General features: G+C 41.5%; 22 protein-coding genes. 12 read left to right on the top strand and 10 right to left on the bottom strand.

Going from position 1 to position 26,730, the window contains the following annotated elements; translation table 11 throughout:
• Window positions 1-2: 2 nt before the first annotated feature.
• The 9 genes from AC3Z9T_RS13950 to AC3Z9T_RS13910 all read right to left on the bottom strand — a co-directional run bounded on the left by AC3Z9T_RS13950 (window position 3) and on the right by AC3Z9T_RS13910 (window position 10,350).
• Window positions 3-1,370 (bottom strand): MFS transporter, encoded by a 1,368-nt coding sequence (locus tag AC3Z9T_RS13950; protein WP_490126718.1) that lies wholly within the window; start codon window positions 1,368-1,370, stop codon window positions 3-5.
• 529 nt (window positions 1,371-1,899) lie between these two features.
• Window positions 1,900-2,787, bottom strand: a complete 888-nt coding sequence (gene cyoE / locus AC3Z9T_RS13945) for a heme o synthase (protein ID WP_490126717.1) — start codon at window positions 2,785-2,787, stop codon at window positions 1,900-1,902.
• A gap of 12 nt (window positions 2,788-2,799) precedes the next feature.
• On the bottom strand, window positions 2,800-3,132 hold the full coding sequence (locus tag AC3Z9T_RS13940; RefSeq protein WP_490126716.1) for a cytochrome o ubiquinol oxidase subunit IV: 333 nt from the start codon (window positions 3,130-3,132) through the stop codon (window positions 2,800-2,802).
• Window positions 3,133-3,747: a cytochrome o ubiquinol oxidase subunit III gene (locus AC3Z9T_RS13935; protein WP_490126715.1), complete on the bottom strand. Its 615-nt coding sequence runs from the start codon at window positions 3,745-3,747 to the stop codon at window positions 3,133-3,135.
• Entirely contained in the window at window positions 3,737-5,728 is a 1,992-nt protein-coding gene (gene cyoB, locus AC3Z9T_RS13930) for a cytochrome o ubiquinol oxidase subunit I (RefSeq protein WP_490126714.1), read from the bottom strand. The genes AC3Z9T_RS13935 and cyoB overlap by 11 nt, the downstream gene beginning before the upstream one ends.
• A 4-nt stretch (window positions 5,729-5,732) precedes the next feature.
• The gene (gene cyoA, locus AC3Z9T_RS13925) at window positions 5,733-6,680 is read right to left on the bottom strand and encodes a cytochrome o ubiquinol oxidase subunit II (RefSeq protein ID WP_490126713.1); all 948 of its coding nucleotides are present in this window, start codon (window positions 6,678-6,680) and stop codon (window positions 5,733-5,735) included.
• Between the two features lie 427 nt (window positions 6,681-7,107).
• A complete protein-coding gene (locus AC3Z9T_RS13920) occupies window positions 7,108-7,881 on the bottom strand; it encodes a nucleoside-specific channel-forming Tsx family protein (protein ID WP_490126712.1) in 774 nt (257 codons plus the stop codon).
• 248 nt (window positions 7,882-8,129) lie between these two features.
• Window positions 8,130-9,641 (bottom strand): AmpG family muropeptide MFS transporter, encoded by a 1,512-nt coding sequence (locus AC3Z9T_RS13915; protein ID WP_490126711.1) that lies wholly within the window; start codon window positions 9,639-9,641, stop codon window positions 8,130-8,132.
• Between the two features lie 130 nt (window positions 9,642-9,771).
• Window positions 9,772-10,350 carry a YajG family lipoprotein gene (locus tag AC3Z9T_RS13910; RefSeq protein ID WP_490126710.1) on the bottom strand — a complete coding sequence of 193 codons (579 nt, stop codon included), beginning with the start codon at window positions 10,348-10,350 and terminating at the stop codon, window positions 9,772-9,774.
• A gap of 379 nt (window positions 10,351-10,729) precedes the next feature.
• On the opposite strand from AC3Z9T_RS13910, the gene bolA reads away from it, so the two are divergent.
• The 9 genes from bolA to AC3Z9T_RS13865 all read left to right on the top strand — a co-directional run bounded on the left by bolA (window position 10,730) and on the right by AC3Z9T_RS13865 (window position 21,438).
• Window positions 10,730-11,056 (top strand): transcriptional regulator BolA, encoded by a 327-nt coding sequence (gene bolA / locus AC3Z9T_RS13905; protein ID WP_490126709.1) that lies wholly within the window; start codon window positions 10,730-10,732, stop codon window positions 11,054-11,056.
• Window positions 11,057-11,412: 356 nt separating this feature from the next.
• Window positions 11,413-12,717, top strand: a complete 1,305-nt coding sequence (gene tig, locus AC3Z9T_RS13900; RefSeq protein ID WP_490126708.1) for a trigger factor — start codon at window positions 11,413-11,415, stop codon at window positions 12,715-12,717.
• Window positions 12,718-13,148: 431 nt separating this feature from the next.
• Window positions 13,149-13,769: an ATP-dependent Clp endopeptidase proteolytic subunit ClpP gene (gene clpP, locus AC3Z9T_RS13895; RefSeq protein WP_490126707.1), complete on the top strand. Its 621-nt coding sequence runs from the start codon at window positions 13,149-13,151 to the stop codon at window positions 13,767-13,769.
• Between the two features lie 102 nt (window positions 13,770-13,871).
• Window positions 13,872-15,149, top strand: coding sequence for an ATP-dependent protease ATP-binding subunit ClpX (gene clpX / locus AC3Z9T_RS13890; protein WP_490126706.1), 1,278 nt, complete (start codon window positions 13,872-13,874; stop codon window positions 15,147-15,149).
• 208 nt (window positions 15,150-15,357) lie between these two features.
• Complete coding sequence (gene lon, locus AC3Z9T_RS13885; RefSeq protein ID WP_490126705.1) at window positions 15,358-17,796, top strand: endopeptidase La; 2,439 nt, start codon at window positions 15,358-15,360, stop codon at window positions 17,794-17,796.
• A gap of 212 nt (window positions 17,797-18,008) precedes the next feature.
• Window positions 18,009-18,284: a nucleoid-associated protein HU-beta gene (hupB, locus tag AC3Z9T_RS13880; RefSeq protein ID WP_490126704.1), complete on the top strand. Its 276-nt coding sequence runs from the start codon at window positions 18,009-18,011 to the stop codon at window positions 18,282-18,284.
• A 173-nt stretch (window positions 18,285-18,457) separates the two neighbouring features.
• Entirely contained in the window at window positions 18,458-20,326 is a 1,869-nt protein-coding gene (ppiD, locus tag AC3Z9T_RS13875; RefSeq protein WP_490126703.1) for a peptidylprolyl isomerase, read from the top strand.
• A 146-nt stretch (window positions 20,327-20,472) separates the two neighbouring features.
• Complete coding sequence (locus AC3Z9T_RS13870) at window positions 20,473-20,841, top strand: ComEA family DNA-binding protein (RefSeq protein ID WP_490126702.1); 369 nt, start codon at window positions 20,473-20,475, stop codon at window positions 20,839-20,841.
• Between the two features lie 165 nt (window positions 20,842-21,006).
• The gene (locus tag AC3Z9T_RS13865) at window positions 21,007-21,438 is read left to right on the top strand and encodes an acyl-CoA thioesterase (RefSeq protein ID WP_490126701.1); all 432 of its coding nucleotides are present in this window, start codon (window positions 21,007-21,009) and stop codon (window positions 21,436-21,438) included.
• 50 nt (window positions 21,439-21,488) lie between these two features.
• Here AC3Z9T_RS13865 and queC read toward each other — a convergent pair whose 3' ends face one another.
• Complete coding sequence (gene queC / locus AC3Z9T_RS13860) at window positions 21,489-22,187, bottom strand: 7-cyano-7-deazaguanine synthase QueC (protein ID WP_490126700.1); 699 nt, start codon at window positions 22,185-22,187, stop codon at window positions 21,489-21,491.
• A gap of 341 nt (window positions 22,188-22,528) precedes the next feature.
• Here queC and AC3Z9T_RS13855 point away from each other — a divergent pair, with 341 nt between their 5' ends.
• The 3 genes from AC3Z9T_RS13855 to AC3Z9T_RS13845 all read left to right on the top strand — a co-directional run bounded on the left by AC3Z9T_RS13855 (window position 22,529) and on the right by AC3Z9T_RS13845 (window position 26,598).
• Window positions 22,529-22,990, top strand: coding sequence for an Lrp/AsnC family transcriptional regulator (locus tag AC3Z9T_RS13855; RefSeq protein ID WP_490126699.1), 462 nt, complete (start codon window positions 22,529-22,531; stop codon window positions 22,988-22,990).
• Window positions 22,991-23,071: 81 nt separating this feature from the next.
• A complete protein-coding gene (locus tag AC3Z9T_RS13850) occupies window positions 23,072-24,817 on the top strand; it encodes a SmdA family multidrug ABC transporter permease/ATP-binding protein (RefSeq protein ID WP_490126698.1) in 1,746 nt (581 codons plus the stop codon).
• The gene (locus AC3Z9T_RS13845; protein WP_490126697.1) at window positions 24,814-26,598 is read left to right on the top strand and encodes a SmdB family multidrug efflux ABC transporter permease/ATP-binding protein; all 1,785 of its coding nucleotides are present in this window, start codon (window positions 24,814-24,816) and stop codon (window positions 26,596-26,598) included. The genes AC3Z9T_RS13850 and AC3Z9T_RS13845 overlap by 4 nt, the downstream gene beginning before the upstream one ends.
• Window positions 26,599-26,730 lie beyond the last annotated feature (132 nt).

Genomic DNA, 26,730 nt, shown 5'->3' with positions numbered 1-26,730 from the left:
CATCACTCTTCGTGATGAATAATCGACTCAAGCTGTTCTCGAGAGGTTATCTTTCTATCTACTTTGACATACACTGCCATTTCTTCAGCAATAATTAGAACTTCAAGTACCCCTGGCTGTGATGACAATGCCTGTTGTAGCTTGTGAATATTTTTGAATCGATGAGGTAATACAAGACGTATACTACTGACATAAGGCGGTTGTTGCATGGTTAAGCTAACAATAAACCATATTGCTGTTAATAATAATCCACCAATAAATACAGCTGCGGCACCATCAACATCATACAGCCAGCCACCCAATATTCCTCCGATCGCAACACCAATAAATTGGCTGGTGGAATAAACACCCATTGCCGTTCCTTTATAACCAGCAGGTGCTTCTTTACTGATCAATGAAGGAAGAATGGCCTCCATAATATTAAATGCAACGAAAAAGAGTTGTAGTCCAACAAATATCACCCACAAATGGCTCCCTGATAGCCACAAAGTGATTTCAGCCAATGCGATTAGGGTAATGCAAAAAATAAATACTTGTTTCATTTTACGCTGTTTTTCAGCGTAAATAATAAAAGGTAGTACGGAAACAAATGCGACTAACATAGTGACTAGGTAAGCTTTCCAATGATCTTTTGCTAAGTAGCCTGCTTTTTCCATGATCAAAGGTAAAGCAACAAAGCTAGACATTAATAATGTATGTAAGCTTAATATACCAAAATTGAGTTTTAGTAACTGTGGGTTTGTCAAAACAGCTCGTAGGTTGCCTTTTACAAATGCGGATTCACGATTAGTGACATGGTTATGGCTATTAGGTACGACAAATAGAGTGACGACGATAGCCCCACCAGCCAGTAGAGTGATCCCCCAAAACAGTCCGCTTAAACCAACCCAATGGGTAATAATAGGGCCTAGAACTAAAGCAATAGCAAAGGTTACACCAAAACTAATACCTAAAAATGCCATGGCTTTGGTACGGTTTTGCTCTCTGGTCAAATCGGATAATAGTGCCATTAATGCTGCTGAGATTGCACCAGCACCTTGCAAAGCACGACCAATAATGATCCCCCAGATAGAATCGCTTAGGGCAGCAAGCACGCTACCAATAATGAAAATGATTAGCCCGAATACAATTAGTGGCTTACGGCCAATTTTATCTGACATTAGCCCAAATGGTATTTGGAAAATGGCTTGGCTTAATCCATAAATACCAATAGCTAAACCCACTAAAAACTCAGTAGAACCTTTTAAATGGATGCCATAACTGGTCAAGATGGGTAATACCATAAACATCCCTAGCATTCGTAGGGAAAAAACAGAGCCTAACCCCCAAGTAGCACGGAGTTCACTAGGAGTCATTTTATTGTCATTCATAAATACTCGTCATACTTCAAGCTGTAGCTGTGTTGGCTTCGCTCACTAACCCTAGTCACATAGTTTTCTATGCTCCTAGGGATTAGCTTCACTTGCCGCCTTGCTACAACTCGAATTATTTAGAGTATTCTACTCGTGAAATATCAAGCTGTAGCTGTGTTGGCTTCGCTTACTAACCCTAGTCACATAGTTTTCTATGCTCCTAGGGATTAGTTTCACTTGCCGCCTTGCTACAACTCGAATTATTTAGAGTATTCTACTCGTGAAATATCAAGCTGTAGCTGTGATCTCTTTAATTGCAAACGCTATTCACATCATCACTCATGGGGCTAGGGAGTAGTTGCCTAGCTGAACCCCGAATTATTTAGAGTAGATAATTATTTGATAGTCAGAAAGGCTTTATTTATCTAGATATTTTAGCGATGCATAGCTAGTTATTAAAACATAAAAGTTATTCAGTAGGGTAGGCTAATTAGTGTAAATAAAAACGGCAGGGTTAGCCTGCCGTTAGAATTAATTTGGTTAGAAGTTATCTGACCAAAGCTATAACAGTATCGGTTGAAACTGTTGGATCAACTGACATCATTACGCTCAATGAGGTGATCGCAACGATAGAGAAGATAAACAGCTTACGAGCCCAAACACGGTCATCATTTTCGGTTTTAAACCCAGAAATTGCCATGCCAAGCCACCAAAGACTGACCGCAGCACCAACTACGAGGTATTTATAACCTGCGTATCCACTGATAGCTAACATCAGTGTGGCAACCATAAATGCCAATATGTATAAGAAGATGTGTGTCTTAGCGACAGAGATCCCCTTAATGACTGGCAAAACAGGAATGTTTGCTGCTTTATAGTCTTTAAAACGGAAAATCGCGATGGCATACGAATGCGGCATCTGCCACAAACTGAAGATTAACAACAGGATAAGTGCACCTGTATCAAACTCGTTTGTGACCGCGCAGTAACCGATAACCGGTGGCGCTGCGCCTGATAAACTGCCAATTAGCGTGCCATAGACTGACTTACGTTTCATATATAGGCTGTAAATACCTACATAAACGATGAAACCAATTACCGCAAGGAGCATTGCCAGAGCATTGGCTGCTACTAGAAGTAGCAGCATGCCAGTAATACCTAATGCCGCGGCGTAAATCAGGCTAATTTTCGGGTCAATCAGCCCTTTAACTAAAGGGCGATTCTTCGTTCTTTCCATGATACGGTCGATATCACGGTCGATATAGTTGTTAAAAACACAACCAGAAGCCACGACCAGTGATACACCCAGCAAAGTCGCAATAAACAGCGGGTAATCAATTGTGCCTTTTGAGGCCAGTAGAAAACCGCCGATCACAGAAATTAAATTTCCGAAAATAATTCCTGGCTTGGTCACTTGCAGGTATTGCTTAAACATATCGGCAACTCTTTAGTCGAGCATCATATTGATGTTCAGGTTGTACATAATCCACAGAGAGCCAACGACAACGATACCGATGATTAGCAAAGTGAACAGGAATGCTACCAGGTTCCAGCGCTCATCTGATGAAGTATTCATGTGCAGGAAGCATACCAAATGTACGAGGATCTGCACAACAGCCATACCAACAACTGTCCAAAGGATAGCTGCTTGTGAAGCTGTGCCTTCCATCACCATCCAGAAAGGGATCACTGTCAAGATAATCGACAGTATAAAACCAATCATGTATGTTTTTACGCTACCGTGGCTTGCTCCAGTGTGAGCATCTTTTGCATGACTCATTTAAATAGCCCCCAGAAGATAAACAACGGTAAATACACAGATCCAAACAACATCTAAGAAGTGCCAGAACAAGCTTAGGCAGCTTAGACGTGTTTTGTTCACGTCAGTCAGACCACGACGTGTTACTTGGATCATCATGATAACGATCCAAATCAGACCTGCCGTTACGTGCAAACCGTGTGTTGCAACTAAAGCAAAGAAACCAGACAAGAAACCGCTACGATCAGGGCCAAAACCTTCAGCAATCAGCTCGTGGAACTCATAGACTTCCATAGTAACGAAGCCAAGACCACATAAGAAGGTTGCGAACAGCCATAAATTGACGCCAGCAATTTTCCCTTTATACATCGCGATCATTGCGAAGCCATAGGTGATACTACTGACCAATAGCAGGAAGGTTTCACCTAAAACGAACTTCAGACTGAAGATATCTTTACCTTCAGGACCGCCAGCAGTTCCGTCAGCCAATACAACATAGGTTGCAAATAAACAGGCAAACAGGATCAAGTCACTCATAATGTAGAGCCAGAAACCAAATACTTTAGTTCCGCCTGCATCATGGTGCCCATGCTCTGCATGGGCTGAATTTTGATGAGTCATTGTATTAGTTGACATCGTTCACACCTGCCTTACGTAGGTCTTCAAAGTGCTTATTCTCAATTTCCTCGATTTCAGCAACAGGTACGTAGTAATCAACATCTTCGTCGAAGCTTTTTGCAATCCAAGTAACAATCATGCCACCGAAACCAACGATTGCTAGCCACCAGATGTGCCAGATCATCGCGAAACCTAAAATCAAGCTGAATGCCGCGATAATCACGCCTGCGCCTGTATTTTTTGGCATATGAATTTCTTCATATGAAGTCGGTTTCTTATGAGCAGTTCCTTTTTCTTTCATATCCCACCACGCATCGCGAGTTTGAATGTTTGGCTCAATCGCGAAGTTATAGAATGGTGGTGGAGAAGAAGTTGCCCACTCCAGTGTACGTCCACCCCATGGGTCACCGGTTAAATCGCGGTTTTCATGGCGGTCACGGATACTGACAATGATTTGGATAACTTGACATGCAATACCGATAGCGATCAATGCAGCACCACAAGCAGCAGCAACTAACATTGTATGGTATGTAGGGTCAATGTTTTGGCTTAAACGACGAGTCATACCCATGAAGCCAAGAATGTACAACGGCATAAATGCTAAGAAGAAACCGGTGATCCAGAACCAGAAGGCACGAACACCCCATTTCTCATTCAGTGTAAAGCCGTATGCTTTCGGGAACCAGTAAGTCATACCTGCAAAACAACCGAATACAACACCACCAATGATAACGTTATGGAAGTGAGCAATCAGGAATAGACTGTTATGCAGAACGAAGTTTGCGCCTGGAACCGCTAGCAGAACACCTGTCATACCACCCACAGAGAAGGTGATGATGAAGCCGATAGTCCACAGCATTGGTGATTTAAATTCGATACGACCTTGGTACATGGTGAATAGCCAGTTGAAGATCTTAACCCCTGTAGGGATTGCGATGATCATCGTAGCGATACCAAAGAAGGCGTTGACATTCGCCCCTGAACCCATCGTAAAGAAGTGGTGCAACCAAACGATAAAGGACATTACGGTAATAACGATAGTTGCCCACACTAAAGATGTGTAACCAAACAGACGTTTTTTGGAGAAGGTCGCTGCAATTTCTGAGAACACACCGAAGACTGGTAGAACAAGGATATACACCTCTGGATGGCCCCAGGCCCAAATCAGGTTGATGTACATCATCATGTTGCCGCCCATATCGTTAGTGAAGAAATGGGTGCCCAGATAACGGTCAAGAGTCAGAAGGGTGATAGTCACAGTTAAGATAGGGAACGCTGCAACAATCAGTACGTTAGTACACAGTGCTGCCCAGCTGAATACTGGCATTTTCATCATCGACATACCCGGTGCACGCATACGGATAATCGTCGCAATAAAGTTAACACCAGTTAATAGAGTACCAATACCGGATATCTGGAGACTCCATATCCAATAATCCACCCCGACCCCGGGGTTGTACTCCAAGCCAGATAATGGCGGATAAGCTAACCAACCTGTTTGAGCGAATTCACCCACCCCTAAAGAGATGTTGATTAGGACAACACCCACGACAAAGAACCAGAAGCTCAATGAGTTAAGGAATGGGAAAGCAACGTCGCGAGCACCAATTTGCAGAGGAACAACTAAGTTCATCAGACCAACAACGAATGGAGTTGCCATGAAGAAAATCATGATAACGCCGTGCGCGGTAAAGATTTGGTCATAGTGGTGAGGGTTTAAGAACCCTTCTTGGCCAGCTGAAGCAAGTACTTGCTGACCACGCATCATGATGGCATCCGCAAAACCACGGAATAACATGACCATTGCTACGATGATGTACATGACACCAATTTTTTTATGGTCAACAGAGGTTAACCATTCTTTCCACAACCACTTCCATTTACCAAAATACGTAATCGCACCAACCAGCGCTAAACCGCCAAGAACGATAGCAATCAGTGTGATAACGATAATAGGTTCATGGAGCGGAATTGCGTCTAGTGTTAATTTTCCGAACATGCCCTTATTCCTCAACGCCAGTATGAGCAGAATGGCCCATATTCATAGTGTGACCTGTATGTTCATCTTTCGACTCAACAGGAGCGTGACCTTTATGGTGCTCATGGCCAAACTTGAGAACGATGTCGTCATACAGGTTTGGTTTCACGCTAGAGAAGTAGGTAACAGGAACGTTTGTGCTAGGCTTCGCGACTTCGTCGAAAGCTTGCATGGTATCCATTGTTTTAGGTGAAGTTTTCACCTTTTGTACCCACTCATCAAAACCTTGACGATCAGCAGTAGCAATCGCATTAAACTTCATATCAGAGAAGCCGTGACCACTATAGCTTGCAGAGAAGCCTTTATAGGTACCCGGTTCATTAGCGATTAAGTGAAGCTTAGTTTGCATACCTGCCATTGCGTAGATTTGGCCACCTAAAGATGGAATGAAAAACGAGTTCATCACCGAATCAGACGTAATTTTGAAGTTAACTGGAACACCAGTAGGGAATGCGATTTCGTTAACTGTTGCGATACCTTGCTCTGGATAGATGAATATCCATTTCCAGTCAGCTGAAATAACTTCAATGGTGACAGGTTCCTGATCACTGACTAATGGCTTATAAGGATCAAGCTCATGAGTCGTTTTCCAAGTGATAGCACCCAGAATAATGATAATGATGATAGGAACAGTCCAGCAGACTAACTCAATTTTATTCGAGTGAGCCCAGTTAGGACGGTAGGTTGCTGCTTTATTGGATTCACGATATTTTCTAGCAAAGATAATTGCCATGAAAATTACCGGGATCACAACAACGAGCATTAAGCCGATTGCAATAAGAATCAGCTCTTTTTGTTTAACGCCGACGGCGCCTTTAGGATCCATCAGCACCATATCGCAGCCACCTAGTAGTAAGGCAGCAGCAACCAGTGAGATTGCCCCAATGCTTTTTTTGTAGTTCATAAGTCTCATCCACGACCCCAAATGACAAAGATTCTAATTGTCGTTTCATCAGTGGGGGCATTCTACGGTAAGGTTATGTGAGTGTAAACAATTGTAAGGTAAAGAAACCGGATTGTTAGCTCTTTATGTTAATATGATCACATGTGAAGAACTTATGATGAAAAAGTTAAACTCTACTTGGTTTATAGGTGTTTTTTGCTAAAACAGGAAGGATTTTAAAGTATCTTTGTCATTTATCAAGGAAAAATATATACAAAAGTGAGTTAAAAACGAAGAAACTGATATAAATGTTAAATAAAATGGTAGGTAAAAATACGATTTTTTATAACGATAAGGCAGTTTGCACTACCTTATCGGCTGAATAACTAAGAAAAATTGTTATTTCATTGAAAATAAAAGAGTGTTTTTAGATTTTATTACAATAAAACATATCGTCCTAGAACGTATACTTTAATGTATAAATGATTGCATCTTGATAAAAATCATCACCTAATTTATTGTCTGCATAACGATATTGGACACCTGCTGCTAAATTTGGTGTTGCGTTCCACCAAAATGCCAGTGCACCGTTCACGCCATCACGTCCACCGTTCCCGTAACGTTTATGGCGTGCAAATTCCATTTCATGCCAGTTGGTGATCATGAAGTTTTCTTCGAACATTTTGAAGCCGTAACCCGCTACCCAACCTACAACATAACCATTATTACCTGAGTAATAAGTTTGATCGACATAGTGCATCGCGACGAAAGGCTTAAACCACAGATCGCCAAATGAGGTGTTATAGCCTAAACCATATAGAGTGTTGACTTCATGGAAGTTACCGCCGTATTTCGCGCCCGGCATTGACCATGTACCATACACGTGGCCATAGACGTTAAAGCCACTATCACCTAAATAGAATCGTCCCGTTGTTTTGATGGTATAGCGTTGGTTACGACCTGGTTCAGTACGACGTTTATGGAATGGGTTTTCCACATCAAAAAAGCCGTATAGCTCACCCCAATTAAAGTTAGCTCCGCCTTCTAATTCCACATAAGCAAAGTCTTTTTTACGTGTGGTGTTTTCTGATTTAGTTTCGGTGCGGTGAGACCAGTCTAGATAGTTGACATTGATATCCGCGAAACCATTCTGATAGCCTAAAAAGTCGTCGGCATTAGCAGTTCCAGCTAAAGACGCGATTGCCGCGACGCAGAGAAGTTGTTTTTTCATGATATATTATTTTCGTTTGAGTATTAACGATATTTATTGTTGTTCAGCCGAGAGGCTGACTAGCCCTTAACGTGTGAGATATTAGACTTTTCATTTGCAATAAAAAATTATATTTCACGAAATGAGTGATGCTCATCACGTTATGTCGATGGGGATATCAATATTTGCTAGTCAGATCTAATTTAAAGGGTCAATAAAAACCCGAAATGAATTGATTTCATTTCGGGATAATTATATTGGTTAATATTTTATTTCTTAACTATTCTGCGGACTGCAAAGAAATCTAGGCAACCACCAATGATTAAACTGAGGGCACCAATGCATGCACCTGTATTAAAAATCAGATTTTTATATTCAGGTAATGCAAGCCAAAGCGATAATTGATTGGTAAATAAGTAAATTTTAACTGTGGCGAATGAGGTGATTAATAGCGCTAATAGCCAGATTGCTAGTACGCCAACCGCGGTAAGAAGGATATAAACGGCAACTTTATAGGCTTGCGGGTAAAGTTCTCTGCGTTGGAATAATCCTGTGGTTTGTGTATAGGCTAGAGAGGTTTTACAGGCAAGCAACAATAGAATACTTGGTACCGCAACAACAATAGAAATAAGGTAGAAGGTTGGCCAACCGTAAGAAAGAACAACGATACTGGCAACAGGGCCTATATACACTCGAGCGATAGCCGAAAGTGCAGATAGTAAGGCAAACTGTGTTGCTGATAACGACTTATTGCAGAGAGTCATTAATAATGCAACAAACGCCGCAGTTCCCATCCCTGAAAAAATATTTTCGATAACAATGATTGAGCCCATACTAATAATATTGGGTGGTGTCACGGCAAGGAACCAATAACCGATATTTGAGCCTCCTTGCAAAATGCCAAACACGAGTAATGCATTAAATAGACTCATATTCTTCATAAGATAGCCGCCAAACAGTGCACCTATAATGGTGGCAGCCATGCCGACAGTTTTATTGACTGCCGCAACTTCACTCAAGGTAAAACCGAGACCACTCAGTAAGAAGTTAGTACTGAGTGCCATAACAAATGCATCTCCCATCTTATAGAATACTAATAATAAGAGGACTAACCATGCATTATTACGGCTAAAAAATTCAGCAAGAGGTTTATAAATTGCATCTTTTAGCGAAGCTGGAGGTGTACCACTATCTTCTGGTTCTTTAGCAAGCAAGGTTGCGAAAACACCAATGAGCATAAGCCCTGCCATGACCATATAGAGTTGTTGCCATGTCAAAAACTTATCTGCCATCCACAGAGCTAGCCCACCGGAGACCAACATACTGATGCGATAACCCATGACAGAGACTGCTGCACCAAATCCACGCTCTTCTGCACTCAATAAATCTGTTTTGTAGGCATCAAAAACAATGTCTTGTGAGGCAGAACAAAAAGCGACCATCACAGCGAGAGCGGCTAGCCACCATAGATGATCGGTTGGGCTCATGAAACCCATTGCCGCGATACTAATCATCAGTAGGATCTGAGTGGTCAATAGCCATCCTCTACGGCGCCCAAGAAAAGAGGGGGTGTACCTATCCATCATTGGCGACCAAAGGAATTTTAATACATAGGCTTGGCCAACAAGGGAAAAGAAACCAATCGTTTTAATATCAACATTTTCAACAGTTAACCAAGCCTGTAGCGTGCCTGCTGTCAAGGCGAGGGGAAGGCCAGAAACAAAACCTAATAGGATTAAAATGACTGAGTTAGGCAGTTTTGGTAGTAACGAGCGGGACATAATCTTCCTAATATGTATTTGGTAATTAAAATACTCATTGTTTTGTAAACGTAGCGCTTCCGTGTTGCTTTTACTTATACAGAGAGATGATGAGAGCCTATCGACAGTAAGCTCTCATTATAACGTGAAATTAGCGCGCGTTTTGGCGAATAAACTGAGTGAGTTCTTGGTCATTAGCCATATCAGCGATTAAATCAGTTAAGGCTAGGTTAATCGCTTTTTCGATTTTTTCATTACTTGCACCAAGCAATTCTTGGTTGTTGTAATTGCGCGTAAAGGTACGTGACTTGGTTGAGCCATTCGGTGCGGTCGCCGTTACAGTCGCACTTGAATTAACCGTAATATTATGGCGTAGGCTACCCTCAGAGACTTGAGCATTTAATTGGTTCAATTGGACAACTAAGTTCACGTTCGCAGGAGATGACACCATAAAACCACGCGCTGCCATCTGTTTTTCAACCGCTTCTTGCATTAAATAGCGCGGGTCACGAGAAGGTGATAGCACCACTAAGCTGCCATTACGGTTGATTTCTGCCAGTGATTTTGATGCTCGACTATCGACACTACTGACGCTAATCGCGGTTGCATTAAGCGTAGGGTTACGAGCCGGTAAAGTAATTTTAGGCTCAAGCGATAAGGTATTGTTGCTTGTTGCACAACCGGCTAGAAGAAATAGTGCAACAAGAGGAAAACACAGTTTTCTTAACATAATTTTTTCCAGTTCATCTTTCTTAATTGAGTGTGTTCCGCTATGGTGCAGCACTCATCCGTTGAGTTAAGGTATATACTCGTCATATTTCAAATTGCAGCGCTTTTCGTTAAGGTAATAAGTGACTAGGTTACGCTCACCGAGTGACATAGTTTATCTATGCTCCCGCCTATCTTCACTTGTCGCCTACCTGCAACTCGAATTATTTAGAGGATAGGTTGCCATTTGACGCTTCTTTTGAATTGAATAATTAGACAACAATTTCCAAAAAAATTCGTCAAAGCAGGTATTAATAATATCATTGTGAATGATTCTCCACTATCAGCACAAAAAAAGATAATGAAAAACGATAATTTAGGGGCAATTAAGGAGTCATTTTATGGAACAGAACATGCAATCTCATATTCAGCAAAAGTTACAAGCTACTTTTGCTCCTGTTCATCTGGAGGTGATTAACGAAAGCTATCAGCACAACGTTCCAGTAGGCTCAGAAAGTCATTTCAAGGTCGTGTTAGTGAGTGAACTGTTTGAAAATAAACGCATGGTCGGTCGTCATCGTGAAATTTATGCTATTTTAGCGGATGAATTAGCGGGAAGTATTCATGCATTGGCTCTTCATACATATACTCCAGCTGAGTGGGAGGCATTAGCGGATACTGCATTAAATTCTCCTGCTTGCCGTGGCGGCGGTAAAACAAACGGATGATTGACTATTAGGGGTTATTGCTGTCATTGTGATGGGATGATCCATTTCGTTTTATGATGTCGACGTCAATATCGATGGTGGTTTTTTCTTCAATTTGCTTGAAGAATGTTTATTTTAGTCAGAAAAGTCACAAATAAAGAGGAATAATCGCTTCTTTTATCAGCTTTTCTCGACTCAGAGCATCTGCATCGGTATAATGTTGCGTCTAATTTTCAGTAAGGTTTCGGGACGCTTCTGATATCAGGGATGACCGTTGTGAAAACAACGCCCCGGTTCTGGAAGGGAGAAGGTCATTATGATTTAATGGCATAACTCTGGAGTAGACCGATCACTAAGATTTTTTTTGAGGTAAGAAGATGCAAGTTTCTGTTGAAACGACTCAAGGCCTTGGGCGTCGTGTAACAATCACCGTTCCTGCTGCCGATATTGAAAAAGCAGTAAACAGCGAGCTGGTCAGCGTCGCGAAGAAAGTACGTGTTGATGGTTTCCGTAAAGGGAAAGTACCAATGAACATCGTTAAGCAGCGTTACGGCGCGTCTGTTATGCAAGACGTTCTGGGCGATGTGATGCAGCGTAACTTCATTAACGCTATTGTTGAACAAAAAATCAACCCAGCGGGTGCACCAAGCTACAAGCCTGAAATGCTTGAAGATGGTAAAGATTTTGTTTACTCAGTTGAATTCGAAGTTTACCCAGAAATCGCACTGAAAGGTCTGGAAACTATCGAAGTAGAAAAACCAGTTGTTGCTGTTAAAGATGAAGATCTGGAAAACATGCTGGAAACTCTGCGTAAGCAACAAGCTCAGTGGAAAGAAGTTGCTGAAGCTGCAACTGCTGACTCACGTATCACTATCAACTTCACAGGCTCTATCGATGGTGAAGAGTTTGAAGGTGGTAAAGCAGAAGATTTCGCACTGGTTATGGGCGAAGGCCGCATGATCCCTGGCTTTGAAGATGGCATCGTTGGCCACAAAGCAGGCGAAGAGTTTGATATCGAAGTTAACTTCCCAGAAGATTACCACGCTGAGAACCTGAAAGGTAAAGCAGCGAAATTTGCTATCGTTCTGAAGAAAGTTGAACAGCGTGAACTGCCAGAATTCACTGAAGAGTTCATCAAGCGTTTCGGTATTGCTGATGGCACTTTAGAAGGTCTGCGTGCAGAAGTCCGTAAAAATATGGAGCGTGAGCTGAAAAATGCGGTTCGTAACCGTGTTAAAGCACAAGTTCTGGATGGTCTGGTTAACGCAAACGAAATCGACGTTCCAGCGGCTGTGGTTGATGGCGAAATCGACGTTCTGCGTCGTCAAGCGGCTCAACGTTTCGGTGGCAACGAACAACAAGCGATGGAACTGCCTCGTGAATTGTTCGAAGAACAAGCTAAACGTCGTGTTGTTATCGGCCTGCTGTTAGGTGAAGTGATCAGCTCTAACGAACTGAAAGCTGACGAAGATCGCGTTAAAACTCTGATCGAAGAAATGGCATCAGCGTACGAAGATCCAGCAGAAGTTATCGAATACTACAGCAAAAACAATGAGCTGATGAACAGTGTTCGTAACTTAGCGCTCGAAGAACAAGCTGTTGAGAAAGTTTTAGAAGCGGCTAAAGTGACTGAAAAAGAAACTAACTTCACTGAACTGATGAATCAAGTTCAAGCTGGCTAATTTCGTTTTTTAAGTTATGCAAATAATAAACCCGTGGTGCTGTGTTGCATTGCGGGTTTTTTGTCAATTTGACTAAAATAGTCTTGAAAATAATATTTACGCCCTAATTTTATAAAAGGCAGTACAGTATATTTTAGTCATATTGGCTGAATAAGGGCGGGTTAGCGTAAGCAACAAATCCGTGAATCCTTACAGACTTGTGTTAAACTATTTTAAAGTGCGTCTTATTTTCTACGACATAATCACTCTAAAAGAGTGCGCATTTTTTCGAAGGCTTTTTAGACAACTCAAAGTTGTAGAAGTCGTGAGATAATTGTGATTTATGCAAGATAAAGATAATTTTTAAAGACAAACTGTTTGTTTGCTGCCACAAGATAAGCAAACAGTGATTTTAGGCGCAAGCACCAGAAAGTTTTTAACAGGAGATTTCGATGTCACATTTTGGCGGTCAGGAAAACCTAGCATCCCAAATGGCACTTGTGCCAATGGTCATTGAGCAGACCTCTCGGGGTGAACGTTCATACGATATATATTCACGTCTGTTAAAAGAACGTATTATCTTCCTGACAGGTCAGGTGGAAGATCATATGGCGAACCTAATCGTCGCACAGATGCTATTTCTGGAAGCAGAAAACCCAGAAAAAGATATCCAACTTTACATCAACTCCCCTGGCGGTGTGATCACCGCTGGTATGTCAATTTATGACACGATGCAGTTCATTAAACCTGATGTCAGTACGATTTGTATGGGGCAAGCTTGCTCTATGGGGGCTTTTTTGCTGACAGCAGGTACAAAAGGTAAACGTTTCTGTCTACCAAACTCGCGCGTGATGATCCACCAACCTTTAGGGGGTTATCAGGGCCAAGCGACAGACATTGAGATCCACGCTCAGGAAATTCTGAAAGTGAAATCTCGCATGAATGAATTGATGGCATTGCATACTGGCAAATCAATTGAAGAGATTAGCCGTGATACAGAGCGTGATCGTTTCTTATCTGCAAATGAAGCCAAAGAATATGGGTTGGTTGATCAGATTTACACCAGCCGTTAATTAGTTAGGGTATTTCCTTAATATTGAAGAAATTTATTGTCCTGTTTTAGGTTACCACAGAGTGTTTAAACAGGGCGATTTAACGATAAGTGAGGTCAACTGATGACAGAAAAGCGCAAAGAGGGGTCAGGTAAACTGTTGTACTGCTCTTTCTGCGGAAAAAGTCAGCACGAAGTCCGCAAGCTGATTGCAGGTCCGTCAGTCTATATCTGTGATGAATGTGTCGATTTATGCCTCGACATTATTCGTGAAGAGATCAAGGAACTTGCTCCTCATCGTGAACGCAGTGCGCTGCCGACACCGCATGAGATCCGAGAGCACCTTGATGATTATGTCATAGGTCAAGAACAAGCGAAAAAGGTTCTAGCTGTTGCAGTGTATAACCATTACAAACGTCTACGTAATGGCGACACCACCAGTGAAGGTGTAGAACTGGGTAAAAGTAATATTTTGCTGATTGGTCCAACCGGTAGCGGTAAAACTCTGCTTGCTGAAACGCTGGCACGTTATTTGGATGTACCATTCACCATGGCTGATGCTACAACATTGACCGAAGCCGGTTATGTAGGTGAAGATGTTGAAAACATCATCCAAAAATTACTACAAAAATGTGATTACGATGTAGAGAAAGCCCAACGTGGTATTGTTTATATCGATGAAATTGACAAGATCTCTCGTAAATCAGATAACCCATCGATCACCCGTGATGTATCAGGTGAAGGTGTGCAACAAGCGTTGTTAAAACTGATTGAAGGAACCGTTGCGGCAGTTCCACCACAAGGTGGCCGTAAGCATCCACAACAAGAGTTTTTGCAAGTTGATACGTCCAAGATCTTATTTATCTGTGGTGGTGCTTTTGCCGGTCTAGATAAAGTGATTGGTCAGCGTTTAAATACACGTTCAGGTATTGGTTTTGCTGCGGAAGTGAAAGGCGAATCCGAAAAAATTACCGAAGGTGCACTATTAGCGCAGGCCGAGCCAGAAGATTTGATCAAGTTTGGTTTGATCCCTGAGTTTATTGGTCGTTTGCCTGTTGTGGCAACGCTGACAGAACTCAGCGAAGAAGCGTTGATCCAGATCTTACAAGAGCCGAAAAACGCATTAACTAAGCAGTATCAAGCGCTATTTAACCTTGAAGGGACAGAGTTAGAGTTCCGTGAAGAAGCGTTAAAAGCAATTGCTAAAAAAGCAATGGCACGTAAAACGGGAGCTCGTGGTTTACGTTCTATTGTAGAAGCTGCGTTGTTAAATACAATGTATGACCTGCCTTCTATGGAAAATGTAGAAAAAGTGGTGGTTGATGAAAACGTTATTAACGAACAATCTGAACCATTACTGATCTACAGCAAGCCTGATGCTCAAGCCTCTGGTGATAATTAACACCTAAGATTTAGCAGTAACAATTTATGAATGAAATGAGGGGGATCCCTCATTTCATTTTTTATCTTCAACGACCCATTGAATGCTAAAATCTTATCCCCATATAGTTTATATTCTGAGTGTGGTTCCTTTGCTTCTAAAATAAACATTTTTTGAGCAATTGTTGGAAACCCTTAAACTAGCGCAAGCTAAACGAAGAGAGAGCTTTATGAATCCTGAGCGTTCCGAACGCATTGAAATACCAGTATTGCCTCTGCGTGATGTAGTGGTGTACCCACATATGGTGATCCCACTGTTTGTTGGACGTGAAAAATCCATTCACAGTCTGGAAGCAGCGATGGATCATGACAAGCAAGTAATGTTAGTAGCTCAAAAAGAAGCTTCAACCGACGAGCCAGGGGTCAATGACCTATTTTCAGTTGGTACTGTTGCTTCAGTTATCCAAATGCTGAAGCTGCCTGATGGCACAGTCAAAGTCTTGGTTGAAGGTCTAAGAAGAGCACACATTAGTAGCTTGACCGATAATGGCGAATATTTCATCGCACAAGCTGAATACTTGAAATCAGAATCTGAGAAAAGCACCTCAGAAGTTAAAAACTTTTATAATGAAGCCGCTGCACCTGCTGCAGATCTTCTTGATGAAAAAGAACAAGAAGTTCTTTATCGCACGATTGTTGGTCAGTTTGAAAGTTACATTAAACTCAATAAAAAAATTCCACCTGAAGTACTGACATCGTTGCACTCAATTGAACAAGATCAGCTTGATAAGCTTGCTGATACGATTGCCTCTCATATGCCATTGAAGTTGGCTGATAAACAGCGTGTGCTGGAGATGGCAAATGTGGCAGAACGTGTTGAGTTTCTGATGGCAATGATGGAATCAGAAACCGAATTGCTGCAAGTCGAAAAGCGTATCCGCAACCGTGTTAAAAAGCAGATGGAAAAAAGCCAACGCGAATACTATTTGAATGAGCAAATGAAAGCGATTCAAAAAGAGCTTGGCGAAATGGATGATGCTCCTGACGAATATGAAGCGCTAAAACGCAAAATCGAAGAAGCAAAAATGCCAAAAGAGGCACATGAAAAAGCTGAAGCTGAATTGCAGAAGCTGAAAATGATGTCTCCAATGTCCGCTGAAGCCACCGTGGTACGCAGTTATATCGACTGGATGGTTCAGGTGCCATGGCATGCACGCAGTAAAGTGAAAAAAGACCTCGTGAAGGCGCAAGAGGTTCTTGATACTGACCACTATGGCTTAGAGCGTGTAAAAGAGCGTATTTTAGAGTATCTGGCAGTACAGAGCCGTGTTAGTAAGATCAAAGGCCCAATCCTGTGCTTGGTAGGGCCTCCGGGGGTTGGTAAAACGTCACTCGGTCAATCTATTGCTAAGGCTACTGGTCGCCAGTATACCCGTATGGCATTAGGTGGTGTGCGTGATGAAGCGGAAATTCGTGGGCATCGTCGTACCTATATTGGCTCTATGCCGGGCAAACTAATCCAGAAAATGGCAAAAGTAGGGGTGAAAAACCCACTATTCTTGTTGGATGAGATCGACAAAATGTCATCAGATATGCGTGGTGATCCAGCTTCAGCGCTGTTAGAGGTACTGGATCCTGAGCAGAACGTTGCATTCAACGACCATTATTTGGAAGTTGATTACGATCTTTCTGATGTGATGTTTGTTGCAACCTCAAACTCAATGAACATACCGGCTCCGTTACTTGACCGTATGGAAGTGATCCGCCTGTCAGGTTATACGGAAGATGAAAAACTGAATATTGCCAAACAACATTTGTTATCGAAGCAAATTCAGCGCAATGCCTTGAAAAAAGGTGAATTAACCATTGATGACAGTGCGTTAATTAGTATTATCCGTTACTACACCCGTGAAGCTGGTGTTCGTGGTCTTGAGCGTGAAATTTCGAAACTGTGTCGTAAAGCTGTTAAATCTTTATTGATGGATAAAAAGCTTAAACACATCGAAATTAATGCAGATAACCTGAAAGATTTCTTAGGGGTTCGTCGATTCGATTACGGTCATGCAGATACTGAAAACCGTGTAGGTCAAGTAACTGGCTTGGCATGGACAGAGGTAGGTGGCGACCTATTAACTATCGAAACGGCTTGTGTACCGGGTAAAGGGAAGCTGACTTATACGGGTTCTCTTGGTGAAGTGATGCAGGAATCGATTCAAACTGCATTAACGGTAGTACGTGCTCGCGCAGAAAAACTGGGTATTAACAGTGATTTCTATGAAAAACGTGATATCCACGTGCATGTACCTGAAGGTGCAACACCAAAAGATGGCCCAAGTGCCGGTATTGCGATGTCAACAGCGCTGGTTTCTTGTTTAACGGGTAACCCAGTTAAAGCAGACGTAGCAATGACAGGTGAAATTACCTTAAGAGGGTTAGTTTTACCAATTGGTGGTTTGAAAGAAAAATTACTGGCTGCACATCGCGGTGGTATTAAAACAGTGCTAATTCCATTTGAGAACAAGCGTGATTTGGAAGAAATTCCAGAAAATGTGATTGCTGATTTGGAAATTCACCCAGTGAAAACCATTGAAGAAGTCCTCTCTTTGGCATTAGTTAACCCTCCATTTGGTGTGGAAGTCGTAAAAAATAAGTCGAAAAGAGTGAGCTGAATCAAGAAGTTTACATAAAAGTGAGGCTGATGATCTATTTAGGGGTTGTCAGCCTTTTTTTTCGTCGCTAATTTAACGATGATTCTGATAATTATTTGGATGTTATCTGTTCTCTTGCCATTGGCATTAAGGATTGATATAACGGCTGCATCATTAATTAGCTTAATAGCCTAATTAAGATCATAGTCAAAACTAATATGGGGATGATAAGAGTGAATAAGTCTCAACTGATTGATCAAATCGCTTCTGAAGCGAATATTTCTAAAGCTGCTGCTGGCCGTGTTGTTGATGCATTCGTTGCATCTGTAACTGGTTCACTGAGCAAGGGTGATGATGTTGCTTTAGTTGGTTTTGGTACATTCACAGTTCGTGAACGTGCTGCTCGCACAGGACGTAACCCACAAACAGGTAAAGAAATCAAAATCGCTGCGGCGAAAGTACCTGCTTTCCGTCCAGGCAAAGGTTTAAAAGACGCAGTTAATAGTTAATTCAGTTTTATTTTGAGTTTGTTTTATTTTTTCTAAAACTCACACTGACTGAATATTATTAATCAGCTAATATAGAGGGCGCATCATGGAAATGATGCGCTTTTTTTTCAATCTGAGTTAAGATTAGCGTATTATTAGGAAATGAATTCAACCAAGCGGAGTTAAGCCTTTTTATGATGGACAATCTACGCACGAAAGCGAACAGTCCTTTTATCAAAGTGCTACTGGCTATTATTATTCTGTCATTCGTGCTGACAGGGGTTGCCGGTTACATGATTGGCGGTTCAAGCAATGATGCTGCCGAAGTAAATGGACAGTCAATTAGCAGGGAGCAATTACAACAGGCTTTCTCGCAAGAGCGCCAGTCTTTACAAGAGAGTTTGGGAGACAGGTTCTCTGAAATTGCAGGTAATGAAGAAGCCATGAGAGCCTTGCGTGGCCAAGCACTTGCTAACTTAATTAATAGTGAGCTGATTAATCAGTATGCTCAAGAATTAAACCTGTCTGCGAGTGATGCGCAGATAGAGAAAGCGATTTTCGCGATGCCAATTTTCCAAACTAATGGCCAATTTGACAGCGAAAAATATCGCCTGATATTAAAACAATACAATGTCAATGCAGACAACTTTGCAGCGCAAGTGCGTAATGACTTAGTACGTGCACAATTAGCCAAAGCTTTCACTGGTAGTGATTTTGCACTTCCTTCAGAAGTTAAAGCTTATGCAGAGCTATTTTTACAAGAGCGTGAGATCCGTACGGCAACACTATCATTAGCCGATGCTCAAGCGAAACAGTCTGTAACGGCAGATGAAATTAAAGCTTATTATGATGCAAACCATAACAGCTTTATTTCACCTGAAAAAGTGAAAGTCAGCTACGTTGAGATCGACGCAACAACATTGCCAGAACAAACTGTTTCTGATGCTGAGCTGAAAACGTATTATGAGCAAAACCTGAAAAATTATACTCAGGCAGCGCAAAAACATTACAGCATGATCCAAGTGGCTTCTGAAAAAGAAGCGAATGCAATTGCCGATGAGCTAAAAGCAGGTGCGAACTTCGAAACACTTGCGGCTGAAAAATCGACTGATAAGTTCAGCGCCGGTAATAAAGGTGTTATTGGTTGGATGGAAGAAGCTTCTACTCCAGCTGAAATTGCTAATGCGAAACTCACTGAGAAAGGGCAAATTTCAGCGCCAGTTAAAACAGGAGAAAGTTTTGTTATTTTCCGTTTGGATGATATCAAACCTGAAAGTATCAAATCATTTGATTCAGTGAAAGATGCGCTAAAAACAACATTAAGCCAAGAGAAGAATGTTAAGCAGTTCTATGATTTGCAACAAAAAGTCAGTGAGGCTGCAACGAATGACAATGAATCTTTAGCCTCTGTTGAAGAAGTTTCAGGCTTAAAAGTGATGACAACAGACTGGTTTGACAAAAACAATCCACCAGAGACGTTGAAATTCCCTAAAGTGGTCAATGAGATTTTCAGTGAGCGTTTAGTTGATAAAAATGGTTCTACAGGCATCAACTCTGACGTAATTAACGTTGAAGGTGACCGTGCATTTGTGGTTCGTGTTACAGAATATAAGCCAGAGCAAATCGAGTCGTTAGAAACCGTTAAACCTGAAATTGAAGCACTAGTTAAACGCCAAAAAGCGGATGCGATGTTAAAAGTTGAAGGTGATAAATTGCTTGCGGCACTGAAAGAAGGCAAAGGTGAATCTGCATTAAGCTCAGCCAATGTGACGTTTACTGCTCCTGAAACAGTTTCTCGTGTTATGCCTCAAACATCTATCACGAGTGCAGCTATGGCAATGGCAAAACCAGTAGATGGTAAAGCAACCTATGCAACAGCACGTGACGCACAAGATAACTTAGTTGTTATTCAACTTGATAAAGTAACTGCTGGCAAAGCGTCTGATGAAGAGCTTGCTCAGTTGACTAGAGAGTATCAAGGTATGATGGCAGCTTCAGTTAACGAAGCATTGATGATGAACCTGCGTAATAATGCAAAAATTGAAGAGTTGAACGTCGAATAAGTTGGGAAGCTCCTCGCAATTCTATTGCAATTAATCATTTTTTGAAGGCCACCTTTGGGTGGCCTTTCTTATTTCTATTATGACTAAAAAGCTTTTCTGTTATTTTCTTGGCATTGTGTTATCTCACTTTAAACAGGAGAAACTCCATGACATGGATGAAATTCACAAAGCAACTTTTAGGTAGTGTCGTCATTATCTCTTCAATACTGATGTGTCAGCAGCAAGCGATAGCTAAAAAAGTTGAACCTGAAAAGCCATCGTTAACTGTGGCTGGTCAAGCGTCTCAGCAGGCTGCATCCACAACCAGTTCTAGTCGTACTCATCAAGTTAATATCAATCAAGCAAGTGCAGAGGAATTAGCAAAAAACCTTAGTGGGATTGGAATACAAAAAGCAAAGGCGATAGTGGAATATAGGGATAAATATGGGGTGTTTAATTCATTAGAAAACATTTTAGAGGTGAAAGGAATAGGCCCTTCATTCCTAGAAAAAAATAGGAGTAAGCTAACACTTTAATTTACTCAGTACCCATTCATTCTGTATGGGTACTAATTTTAAATTGAAATTATTATCATTGCTGATGATAACGGCGATCGAAATCACATAAACTAAATGATTTCTGCACGCACCCTGATTTTTTGTTATCTTTTTGTAAAAACATGGCAACTGGTCGGAGTAGTTATGGCAACAAAAATAAAAGTGTGTGGTTATCACATCGATGTATTCCAGCATGTTAACAATGCTCGTTACCTTGAATTCTATGAAATGGATCGATGGGCCGGCATGGGTAAGCAAGGTTTTCTTGAGTGGGCAACTCAAAAGCAGTTAGCAATGGTCGTTGTGAACATCAATATAAACTATTTTATAGGAGCAGTGCTCAATGATGAACTGACGGTGCTATCTCGAATTGATAAGATAGGCGCTAAGAGCGCGTTGTGTTATCAGCAAATCATACGTGAAAAAAATGGTAAAAGAGAGCTGGTCTCCGATGCGGTACTGACGTTTGTGATTGTTGATTTAGCTGCTAATAAATCAGTTCCACTTAATGGTGAAGTTCTCGAGATGCTTAATAAGTTATCACTGAGTGATAAACGGGATTTTATAGCTATCTGATCGACATCGGAAAGTGTAAGGCACACTTTCCGTGTACATAAATTCAAAGTTTAAGGGAGGTCGGCTTTGTCTTTTAAGGATGCTAAAACGGTATCTTTATGGCACAAATAATAATTTAAGCCTTTGCTTCTAAGGTGGCAAGCAGCACATTCACCACATCCATCACCTTGTATTCCGTTATAACAAGTTAATGTCTGGGTTCTAATGGTATCTAAGTGGCCATAGTAGTCCGCTAGAGCCCAGGTTTGTGCTTTATCGAGCCACATAAGTGGGGTTTCAAAACGAATATCTTTTGCTAGCCCTAGGCTGACGGCATGGTTAAGGGCTTTGACAAATTCATCTCTGCAATCAGGGTAGCCTGAGAAGTCAGTTTCACATACCCCAGTGATCACGGCTTCAGCTTGCACTTGGTATGCATAAATAGCGGCTAAGGTTAAAAATAGGATATTTCTGCCAGGAACAAAGGTGCTAGGGAGCCCGCTAGCTTCGCTTTCATTATAGTCAGGAACTGGGATGTTATCTCGAGTCAAGCTGCTAACCGCAAGCTCATTGAGTAGAGTGACATCGAGTGTTTTGTGCGCGGTAGCGCCAAGAGCATGGCTGAGTTTTTGTGCAACTTCAATTTCAAAACGGTGGCGTTGCCCATAATCGAAAGTGACGCAATGGACTTCATCATAAGTTGTTAGTGCTTGAATAAGGCACGTTGTCGAATCTTGTCCACCACTGAAGACAACTACCGCACGTTTCATAATACTCTTCCTATTTGATAAAAAATAAATATTTATACTCTAAATAATTCAAGGTGCGGCTAGGTGACAGGTGAGTTAGTCGCTAGGAGCATACAAAAGTATGTGGCTAGTGCGAGTGAGCGTAGCCACTTATAGCATAATGAAAAACGCTATCACTTGAAGTATAACGAGTATAGTTTGTTAGTAGGGCATGTTAGCGGTGCTTGGCTAACATGCACAGGTTTAATTTAATCTTTTAGTGTTAATTGATGAATTATTTATATTGTTACCCATCTATTTAGATAAAATTATTCTATGATATAGCGTAGTTAGTGGCATTTTATAACAAGAAGAGAACGCCCATGTTAGACAAGATAGATAAAAAGTTACTTCGTTTGCTGCAAAATGATAGCAGCCTATCTTTAAACACGCTTGCAGAAGAAGTTAATCTGACTTCGACACCTTGTTGGAAACGATTAAAACGTCTAGAAGATGACGGTTATATTCGTAGCCGAGTGACTTTACTTGATGGTGAGAAGCTAGGTTTAGGATTGACGGTGATCGTGATGATTAAAACCCAACATCATAACAGTGATTGGTATGAGCAATTTGTGTCATTCGTCAGTCAGCTTCCAGAAGTACTGATATTCTATCGAATGGCAGGAGAGTATGATTACCTCATGCAGGTTGAAGTCAAAGATATGAAATCTTACGATCTATTCTACAAAAAGCTGGTTAATGGTGTTCACGGTCTGATTGATGTTACCTCCAGTTTTGCGATGGAAAAAATTAAATATACAACCGTGTTACCCATCCCTGATTAGCGATGTTAACGCTGTTTTACTTCTATCGTCGGTTATTATTAGGGCGGTAGATCACTACATTTTATTCAAGGCTGTGACTAAGTGCGATTATTTTCACAACTACGCTGGTATTTTTTTAGTGAATGGCGACGCTACTGTGGCGCTGTTTGCTTTTTAATTATTATTGCGATTTTACAACTTGTTCCACCTCGCTTAGTTGGGGTGGTGGTAGATGGTATTAGTAATGAAACCATGGCAACAAGCCAATTAGTTTCTTATGTTGTATTGATGCTATTTATTGCTGTTGTTGTCTATGGGCTCCGCTATGTGTGGCGGTTGTGGTTATTTGGTGCTTCTTATAAGTTAGCTGTACAGCTACGGCAAAAATTTTATCGTCAGCTCAGTTTGCAGAATCAATCCTTCTATTTACGTTATCGCACAGGCGATTTAATCGCTCGTACTACTAATGATGTTGATCGTGTTGTATTTGCGGCAGGAGAAGGGGTTCTTACATTTGTTGATTCCCTCGTTATGGGCTGCGCAGTGTTACTGATGATGAGTGTTAATATCAGTTGGCAACTAACGTTATTGGCACTGATCCCGATGCCTATTATGGCTCTCGTGATCAAACGCTATGGCGACCAATTACATCACCGCTTTAAACATGCTCAAGGGGCGTTTTCTTCCTTAAATAACCATGCACAGGAAAGTCTGACAAGCATTAGGATGATCAAAGCATTTGGGCTTGAAGATCACCAGTCGAATCAGTTTGAACAAGTGGCAACAGAAGCAGGGCGCCGCAATATGCATGTGGCTCGAGTTGATGCACGCTTTGACCCAACAATTTTTATCGCTATCGGTATGGCAAATCTTCTGGCAATCGCTGGAGGAAGTTGGATGGTGTTACAAGACTCATTAACTCTTGGTGAATTAACTAGCTTTGTCATGTACTTAGGGCTAATGATTTGGCCGATGTTAGCTCTAGCTTGGATGTTTAATATTGTTGAGCGTGGTAGCGCGGCTTATAGTCGTATTAGAGATTTACTTGATGAACCTTTAGATATTGAAGATGGTCAGCAATCTCTTCAGGCACAGCGAGGCGAGCTAAGCGCAAATATTAAGTTATTTAGCTATCCTGAAACTGAGCGAGTGGCATTACATGATATTCATTTTGATCTGCAACCGGGGCACTTTCTAGGGTTATGTGGCCCAACCGGCTCAGGTAAATCAACACTAATTACCTTACTTCAGCGACAATTTGATGTTACTGAAGGGGAAATTCGTTATCAAGGCTATCCGTTATCAAGTGTTCTCTTAGATGAGTGGCGTAGCCGATTGGCTATTGTTAATCAATCTCCATTTTTATTTTCTGATACTGTTGCAGGTAATATTGCTTTAGGTCATCCACAGGCAACGATTGAACAAATAGAAGAAGCTGCACGAATTGCTTGTGTGCATGATGATATTTTAAGGCTGCCAGAAGGCTATCAAACACAGGTGGGTGAGCGAGGTGTTATGCTGTCTGGAGGGCAAAAGCAGCGTATTTCTATTGCTCGTGCTATCTTACAAAATGCAGAGATTTTAGTTTTAGACGACGCATTATCTGCCGTTGATGGGCAAACCGAATTTACGATTTTACAAAATTTGAGTCGTTGGCGTGAAGGTAGAACATTGATCATCAGTGCGCATCGTTTATCGGCACTTGTAGAAGCGGATAATATTCTCGTTTTGTCTCAAGGGAGCGTTGTCGCAGAAGGTATTCATGCAACGTTATCGGTTCAATCAGGTTGGTATAAAGATATGTATCATTATCAGCAAATTGAAGCGGCTTTGGATGGTGATTTATGAGTCAAAAGAAGCCTCTTTGGCCTGCGTTAAAGCGCTTGCTGAGTTATGGGAAAGTGCATCGTGGAACCATGTCGATTGCGATAGTGATGTTATGGGTCGCAGCGGCGGCGGAAGTGAGTGGGCCTTTACTTATTAGTTATTTTATCGACAGCATGGTTGCTAAAAAGCAAATAATTATGCCATTAGCATTGTACATGGCGATTGGCTTTGTGCTGTTACAGGTTTTAGCGGCGTTACTTCATTATTATCAAACAATACTTTTTAATAAAGCCGCAGTTGGCGTAGTACAAACGTTACGTACTGACGTGATGAACTCTGCATTAAGGCAACCTTTAAGTGCTTTTGATAAACAGCCAGTAGGACAAATTATTTCTCGGGTTACCAATGACACTGAAGTGATTAAAGATTTATTTGTGATGGTCGTCCCAACGGTATTTCGTAGCTTAGCGCTGATCTGTGCCATGTTGGTTGCTATGTTTACCCTTGAGTGGCGAATGGCCTTAGTCGCGATTATGATTTTCCCTGCCGTTTTGGTTGTGATGTTTGCTTATCAACGTTTAAGTACGCCAATTGTGAGGCGAGTGCGTTCTTATCTGGCTGATATTAATAACGGTTTCAATGAAGTGATTAATGGTATGACGGTAATCCAACAATTTCGCCAGCAAGCTAGGTTTGGTGAAAAAATGTTGCAAGCGAGCGAAAATCATTATTATGAACGTATGAAAGCATTGAAGCTCGATGGCTTACTGTTGCGCCCTCTTTTGAGCTTGCTCTCAGCCTCTGTTCTTTGTGGTTTGTTATTTTTGTTTGGTGTTGATGGTGCTACAACGATTGGTGTCGGGGTTTTATATGCCTTTATTAATTACCTTGGGCGTTTAAATGAACCCTTAATTGAGCTCACATCTCAACAGTCTATGCTACAACAAGCTGTAGTATCGGGTGAGCGAGTATTCGAATTAATGGATAGCCCAAAACAAGGTTATGGCCTACACACATTACCGCTAGAAAGCGGCACTATTGATATCCAGCATGTATCATTTGCCTATCGTGAAGACAAAAAGGTGCTAAATGATATTAACCTTCATGTTCCAGAAAATAGCTTTGTTGCACTAGTGGGACACACTGGAAGTGGTAAAAGTACTATTGCTAACTTGATCATGGGTTATTATCCATGGCAGCAGGGTGAAATCTTGCTTGATGGGCGTCCTTTGCATTCGTTATCACACCAAGTTTTACGTAATGGTATCGCTATGGTTCAGCAAGATCCTGTGGTGCTGGCGGCCTCTTTCTTTGATAATGTTGCTTTGGGGCGTGATGTCTCGCAAGAAAAGGTTTGGCAGGTGCTCGAAATGGTGCAACTTGCTGAGCACATACGTTTATTACCAGATGGTTTAGATTCAATGCTTGGTGAGCAAGGTAATACCTTGTCAGTTGGTCAACGGCAGCTACTGGCGATGGCTCGTGTATTAGTTGTCACACCAAAAATCCTTATTCTTGATGAGGCTACAGCTAATATTGACTCAGGCACTGAGCAGTCTATTCAAAAAGCACTACGTATCATTCGTCAAACAACTACACTTGTGGTGATTGCACACCGGTTATCAACGATAGTCGATGCGGATCAGGTGGTTGTGCTCCATCGTGGTGCAATTGTTGAGAAAGGAAATCATACGCAATTACTGCAACAAAAAGGGCGATACTACCAAATGTATCAATTACAGCAAGTTGGTGAATCGTTAACTCAGCATGATGATGTAGAGCCTGAAACGGTATTAATTTAGCTTTTTTGCACATTAATAATGCATTTTGCAAGGCCACTCAATTGAGTGGCCTTTTCTTTTGCTATGACTCTTTGAATTATAAGTGTAATTAATTTTGGCACACTATTTGCTGAAGACTATTTACTCTAAGTA

It is taken from the genome of Providencia sp. 6390 (assembly GCF_058148425.1).
The sequence above is the reverse complement of the archived record's forward strand: the minus strand, read 5'-3'. Positions and strand labels throughout refer to the sequence as shown.